Raw genomic sequence first — 7,003 nt, 5'->3', positions numbered from 1 at the left:
GTTAGTAAGATACTACCAATTATCTGAATTAGTTTTTAATAAACTTAATTGATTCATTTGTTGAATCAGTTTTTATTTTTATGATATAAACTCCTTTATTTAAGAAACTTAAATCAATTTTATTATTCATAATATTGTCTGAGTTCCAAACTTTTTGACCTGCTAAATTATACACTTCAGCAGAATTTATGATAGCTTTTGTATGAATTGTCATTTCATTCATAACAGGATTTGGAGAAATTGTTGTAATAATTTTATCCAAAACATTTTCATTTGTAGACAAAGCTTCTTTCAATTCTATTACAAAACCTTTAAGATCCATTTCATCCTAATTGATTCCTATACCTCCTATATATTTTCCATTCGGAGAAATACCTGTAGGCAGCACAAAAGTAAAACTTTTGCTATCATACCCAACCTCTTTTACATAATCATCAATTTTAACAACTCCTTTATCTTTAAACCAAATAAAACCTTCTCCTTCTGTATTTGTAGCATACCAAGGCTTCCAATAACCCACCGCTGTATTTCCATCATCAGAAACAGCTACAATTGACGTGTTATAATCTGGATCTGAATGAACTATTTCTGTATAAGTATTAGTTGTTGCATTGTAAATATATGCTTCAGGTTCGTTGAAACCAACAATAATATTTCCATCAGCAGAAACTGCTAACGCCTCTCCTACAAGATTACCTTGTTTATCTTTAATAAATGTTTGTACACCGTTTTTCCAATAAACTCCTTTACGGAAACCATTTTCAGAATCTTGCCATCCTACAACAACAGTTCCATCTCCATTTACAGAATTTGGTCTTGAACTTTTACCTGCGACTGTAGAGCCCAAATCTTTCATTCCATTTGCTCTATTCCAAATAACTCCTATAGCTTGAGAAGCAGATTTCCATCCTAATCCAACGATCGTTTTACCATCGCTTGACATTCCCCATGAAGAAGTATCACTACCATTTGCACTTGCTCCTAAGTACTCCCATGTTTGCGTAGTTGTATCATATAAAGCCATTTCGTCGATTCCTGTAGCTGGATTTGTCATTGTTCCTGATACTAATTTTCCATCAGCAGAAATCGTTGTATTACCTGCTATATAATCATTATTTCCTCCAATTTCTCCAATTACTACAGGACCTTCTTCTTTTGTCCATTTAAAATGCAATACTCCTGCAGCATTTCCTACAGCTACACCGTCATTAGAGATATCTGTAACTTGAGCCCATGTACCCACATCATACACCTGAGCATTTGATTGTGAAAGTATTAACAATGTTAATACACTAAAGTAAATTTTCTTCATAATTTTATTGTGTTAATTCATTACTTTAAAATTATATTATATTTCAATATATATTAATCAGCAATAATTTAAAGAATTAATTTCCTTAAAAACAAAAACATAAAACACTTGTAATCAATAAATTAACATTTAGAAATTACATTATTTAAAAAACTGAATTTCTTTAAATCAATTACAAAAACACAAAAAAATAATATTATAAATCAAATCATTACATAAACCAAAAAAGCCATTCTTTCGAATGGCTTTCAATTTATGGATTGTTAGAATGTTTTTATGTATTACAATTCTAAAGCTCTTTTAGCGTCACCTCCCATTAATACGTTTAATGGATCTTCTACCGCTTCTTTAACAGCAACTAAGAATCCTACAGATTCGCGTCCGTCGATGATACGGTGGTCATAAGATAAAGCAACATACATCATTGGAGCGATAACAATTTGTCCGTTTTTAACAACTGGACGCTCAACGATATTGTGCATTCCTAAGATACCTGATTGAGGTGGGTTGATGATTGGTGTAGACATCATAGATCCAAATACACCACCATTAGTGATTGTAAATGTACCTCCTGTCATTTCATCAACAGAAATTTTTCCGTCACGTACTTTGATTGCTAAATCTTTGATAGATTGCTCAACACCACGGAAAGTTAAGTTTTCTGCATTACGTACAACTGGCACCATTAAACCTTTTGGTCCTGATACTGCAACAGAAACGTCAGCAAAGTCAAATTTTACTTGGTAGTCACCGTCAATCATAGAGTTTACGTCTGGGTATAACTCTAATGCGCGTGTAACTGCTTTTGTAAAGAAAGACATGAATCCTAAACCAACACCGTGTTTAGCTTTGAATTCGTCTTTATATTGGTTACGTAAAGCAAAAATTGCAGACATATCAACTTCGTTGAATGTAGTTAACATTGCAGTTTCATTTTTAACAGAAACTAAACGTTGTGCAATTTTACGACGTAATGATGATAATTTTTTCTCTGATTGAGCACGAGTTCCTTGAGTAGAAGTTCCCATTGCTGGTGTAAAACGAGCTGCATCATCTTGAGTGATACGTCCGTCACGTCCTGAACCTTTTACTTGAGAAGCATCGATACCTTTTTCGTCTAAAACTTTTTTAGCCGCTGGAGATGGAGTTCCCGTAGCGTAAGTTGCAGCTGGAGCAGCAGGTGCTGGCGTAGCAACTGGAGCTGGAGCAGCTTTTACTTCTTCTTTAACCTCAGCTTTTGGTGCTTCTGCAGCTGGAGCGCTTCCTCCTTCTGGTTTAGCAGCTGATGTATCAATAAGACAAACAACTTGTCCTACTTCTACAACATCACCTTCTTCCGCTTTCAAAGTGATAATTCCACTTTCTTCTGCTGGTAATTCTAATGTTGCTTTATCTGAGTCAACCTCAGCAATTGCTTGGTCTTTTTCTACGTAATCACCGTCTTTTACTAACCACGTAGCGATCTCTACTTCTGTGATTGATTCCCCTGGTGATGGGACTTTCATTTCTAACATATCTATTAGCTTTATTTTTTAATTGAATACTTTATTAATTACCTCTTCGTAAATTGCAGCCCAACGTTTACTTGAACCTGGTGCTGTTGCAGCACTTTCTGCTGGAGAAACTACGTCGAATGGATATTTTCTTAACTTACGTAAGATATACATCCAAGCTCCCATATTTTCTGGTTCTTCTTGTGCCCAAACCAATTTAGCATTACCAAATTTAGAGATGATAGCATCTACTTTTTCTTCATTTAAAGGATATAATTGCTCTAAACGAATAATTGCAGTTTCTTTATCACCTAATTCTTGGCGTTTTTTGTCTAAATCGTAGTAGATTTTTCCTGAACAGAAAACTACTTTTTTCACTTTTTTCGCATCTACTGTTACATCTTCGATGATTTCTTGGAAACCTCCATTTGCGAAATCTGCTAATGATGATACTGCTGATGGATGACGTAATAATGATTTTGGTGACATTACAACCAATGGTTTGCGGTAATCTGTTACAACCTGTCTTCTTAATGCGTGGAAGAAGTTAGCTGGAGTTGTGATATTTGCAACAAACATATTGTTACCAGCACACATTTGTAAGAAACGCTCTAAACGTGCTGAAGAGTGCTCTGCTCCTTGCCCTTCATATCCATGAGGCAATAACATTACTAAACCATTTTGTAATTTCCATTTATCTTCTGCTGCAGAAATATATTGGTCGATTACGATTTGCGCTCCATTCACGAAATCTCCAAATTGAGCTTCCCAAATAGTTAACGCTTTAGGATTTGCCATTGCATATCCATAATCAAAACCTAAAACTGCATACTCAGATAATAATGAATTATAGATTCTTAATTGACCTTGTTCATTATTGATATGGTTTAATAAGATAATTTCTTCTTCTGTGTCTTCAGTTTTTACAACCGCATGACGGTGAGAGAAAGTTCCACGTTCTACATCTTCCCCAGAAACACGCACGTTACGTCCGTCTGTTAAGATAGAACCGAAAGCTAAAGCTTCTCCTAATCCCCAGTCGATTTTATCTTCCTCAATCATTTTTCCTCGTCCTTCAATTAAACGAGAAACTTTTTTGATTAATTTTTTACCTTCTGGAACGGTAGAAACAGCTTTTGCAATTTCTTTTAATTTTGCTTCATCGTAAGCAGTATTTGCTTGTTCAAAAACTTTTGCATCATCAGCAATTTCAAATCCTTCCCACTCTTCTGGCATGAAAGGGAAAATGTGATTACGCTCAATTTCTTTAGAAGCTTCGAAATTCGTTTCTAATAAAGCTTTAAATTCAGCTTCTTTTTGTTTAACGATTTCTTCACCAATTACACCCTCTTTTAATAATTTATCCTTGTAAATTTCACGAGGATTTGGGTGTTTAGCGATTAAGTTATATAATTTAGGTTGAGTGAATTTTGGTTCATCACCTTCGTTATGTCCATATTTACGGTATCCTAATAAATCGATGAATACATCAGAACCGAATTCTGCACGATAATCTGCTGCAAAACGGAAAGCGTGAACTACCGCTTCTACATCATCAGAATTTACATGCATTACAGGAGACAATGTTACTTTTGCAACATCTGTACAATATGTAGATGTACGCGCATCTAAATAGTTTGTTGTAAACCCAATTTGGTTATTTACCACAACGTGTACTGTTCCACCTGTTTTGTATCCGTCTAATCCTGCCATTTGAACAACCTCGTAAACGATTCCTTGTCCAGCTACAGCAGCATCACCATGAATTAAGATTGGAATAATTTTAGAATAATCATCTTTGTAATCTTCCTCAACTTTTGCACGTGTAATCCCTTCTACAACTGCATCTACAGTCTCTAAGTGAGATGGGTTTGGTGCTAAATTGATTCGGATATCTTTTCCATTCAATGCTTTGATTTGATTAGATGATCCCATGTGATATTTAACATCACCAGCCATTAAATCTGTATCAAAAGCTTTTCCTTCGAATTCTGAAAAGATTTGAGAATATGATTTTCCAAAAATGTTAGCCAAAACATTCAAACGTCCACGGTGAGCCATCCCTACGATAACCTCTTGTACGCCGTGATCTGCAGAACGATTAATCAATGTATCCAAAGCAGGAATCAAAGATTCATTTCCTTCTACCGAGAAGCGTTTTTGTCCAACATATTTCGTGTGCATAAAGTTTTCAAAAGCAGTTGCTTCATTCAACTTTTCTAAAACACGTTCTTTCTCCTCCTTAGATAATTTTGGTTGATTCAAATTTTGGTTTAACCAATTCTGAATCCAATTAATTCTTTGAGGTTCTCTTACATACATATACTCGATTCCGATAGATTCGCAGTACATGTTTTCTAAGTGTCCAATGATTTCACGTAAAGTGATTGGTCCACCGATACCTAAAATTTCACCAGCGTTGAATGTTAAATCTAAATCAGCATCAGATAAACCAAAGTTTTTGATGTCTAAAGTAGGTTCAAAAGTTCTACGCGCTCTAACCGGGTTAGTCTTTGTAAATAAGTGTCCACGCGTACGGTAAGCATCAATCAAATTGATGACTTTAAATTCTTTCTGTACGTTGTCTGGAACTTGAGATACTACTGCAGGATTAACTACTGCTTGCGTTGTTTGACTAGCTCTGTTAGGAGCTGTTTGTGTTGCTGGTGCAAATAATGGCTCTCCATCATATGTTGCATTCGCAAAGTCATACCCTTGGAAAAAAGCTTTCCAACTTGGTTCAATACTATCCGGATATTGGACGTATTGATCATATAAGTCGCCTATAAACTCTAAATGAGCGGCATTTAAAAACGAAAAACGATCCATAAATTTTACTCTCTATGAGATTTAGCTACAAAAATAAACTATTTAAGGCTTTAAAAAAAATTACTTTCATCATATTTATCTTATCTCGCCATAAAAATATATTATAATCAAATAATCATTACATTTGATATAAATTTAAGAAAGATTTTACATTTAGATGAGAAATTTTCTAACAAAAAAAATAAACAAACGTTGGATTGGATTCTTTATAATATTTGTGATTTTCGCTATTACAATATGGTCGAGTAACAAAATTGTACAAGAGCTAAAACGTGAAGAACACAAACGTGTAGAGAATTATGCGCGATCGTTAGAGTTGATAAGCTCATCCGAATTTTTAGATCCAAAAACGCAAGATTTTCTATTCAAATTAATTGAAGACAATAAATCAATTCCTGTTGCACTTGTAGACGAAAAAGGCATTATTGTAGACACCAAAAATATTGATGAATCGATCGTAAAAGATTCGGTTCAATTAAAAAAATATGTCAACAAAATGAAATCGTCCGAACAAACAATCGATGTTGAATTAATCGGAACTAAAAATTATGTTTATTTCAAAAATTCAAAACTTCTCAATCAATTACAATATTATCCGCTCATCATTATTTTACTGATTTTATTGTTTTTTGGATTTTCGTATTGGTATTTCAAAACAATTCGTGACACCGAAAAAAGTTATTTATGGGCCGGAATGGCAAAAGAAACGGCTCATCAAATTGGAACTCCACTTTCTTCTTTAATGGGTTGGGTCGAATTATTGAAATTAGAAGAAATCGATCAAACTTCTGTCATAGAAATTGAAAAAGATGTGGATCGATTGAAACATATTGCCGAACGTTTCTCGAAAATTGGTTCAACTTCTGAACTCAAACAAACTGATATTATTTCAACTTCCAAACAAACAGTGGATTATATTTCTCAACGCATTTCCAAAGGAATTGAAGTAAATTTTGTTACAGATGTAGAAGAATTTAACATCAATCTTAATTCTTCTTTATATAGTTGGGTTATCGAAAATTTGATGAAAAATGCAGCTGACGCCATGCAAAATAAGGGCGTTTTGGATATCGATATAAAAACGAAGAGTAAATTTGTCGAAATTTCTATTGCTGATACAGGTTCTGGAATTCCGACCAAATTGCAAAAAAAGATTTTTCAACCTGGTTTTACAACCAAAAAACGCGGTTGGGGATTGGGATTATCATTAGCCAAACGAATTATCGAAGATTACCACAAAGGAAAAATATTTGTTGCCAAATCATCCAAAGAAATCGGAACTGAGTTTAAGATTTTATTGAAAAAATAATCAGAAATATTACACAAAATCTTGATTATATAATAAGGTATACCCGTAGTGCATTTGTAT

The 7,003-nt window shown here is 34.0% G+C and carries 5 protein-coding genes; 1 reads left to right on the top strand and 4 read right to left on the bottom strand.

Translation table 11 applies throughout. The annotated features are described in order from the left end of the window. Positions 1–28 precede the first annotated feature (28 nt). The 4 genes from B3R94_RS12930 to B3R94_RS12915 all read right to left on the bottom strand — a co-directional run bounded on the left by B3R94_RS12930 (position 29) and on the right by B3R94_RS12915 (position 5,634). Positions 29–322, bottom strand: coding sequence for a T9SS type A sorting domain-containing protein (locus B3R94_RS12930; protein WP_114999519.1), 294 nt, complete (start codon positions 320–322; stop codon positions 29–31). A 6-nt stretch (positions 323–328) separates the two neighbouring features. Next, positions 329–1,312, bottom strand: a complete 984-nt coding sequence (locus B3R94_RS12925) for a secretion protein (RefSeq protein WP_114999517.1) — start codon at positions 1,310–1,312, stop codon at positions 329–331. A 281-nt stretch (positions 1,313–1,593) separates the two neighbouring features. After that, a complete protein-coding gene (odhB, locus tag B3R94_RS12920) occupies positions 1,594–2,826 on the bottom strand; it encodes a 2-oxoglutarate dehydrogenase complex dihydrolipoyllysine-residue succinyltransferase (RefSeq protein WP_185096030.1) in 1,233 nt (410 codons plus the stop codon). An 18-nt stretch (positions 2,827–2,844) separates the two neighbouring features. Beyond that, entirely contained in the window at positions 2,845–5,634 is a 2,790-nt protein-coding gene (locus B3R94_RS12915; protein ID WP_291101310.1) for a 2-oxoglutarate dehydrogenase E1 component, read from the bottom strand. Between the two features lie 157 nt (positions 5,635–5,791). Here B3R94_RS12915 and B3R94_RS12910 point away from each other — a divergent pair, with 157 nt between their 5' ends. Beyond that, positions 5,792–6,943, top strand: coding sequence for a sensor histidine kinase (locus B3R94_RS12910; protein ID WP_291101307.1), 1,152 nt, complete (start codon positions 5,792–5,794; stop codon positions 6,941–6,943). The last annotated feature ends 60 nt before the right edge of the window (positions 6,944–7,003 follow it).

It is taken from the genome of Empedobacter sp. UBA7611 (assembly GCF_002484365.1).
In the GTDB taxonomy this organism is placed as follows: Bacteria; Bacteroidota; Bacteroidia; order Flavobacteriales; family Weeksellaceae; genus Empedobacter; species Empedobacter falsenii_B.
This window is presented reverse-complemented; position numbering and strand designations above follow the sequence as displayed.

Excerpts from the sequence above, each read along its gene's own strand:
- B3R94_RS12930 (WP_114999519.1), bottom strand. The coding sequence starts at position 322 with ATGGATCTTAAAGGTTTTGTAATAGAATTGAAAGAAGCTTTGTCTACA.
- B3R94_RS12925 (WP_114999517.1), bottom strand. The coding sequence starts at position 1,312 with ATGAAGAAAATTTACTTTAGTGTATTAACATTGTTAATACTTTCACAA.
- odhB (WP_185096030.1), bottom strand. The coding sequence starts at position 2,826 with ATGTTAGAAATGAAAGTCCCATCACCAGGGGAATCAATCACAGAAGTA.
- B3R94_RS12915 (WP_291101310.1), bottom strand. The coding sequence starts at position 5,634 with ATGGATCGTTTTTCGTTTTTAAATGCCGCTCATTTAGAGTTTATAGGC.
- B3R94_RS12910 (WP_291101307.1), top strand. The coding sequence starts at position 5,792 with ATGAGAAATTTTCTAACAAAAAAAATAAACAAACGTTGGATTGGATTC.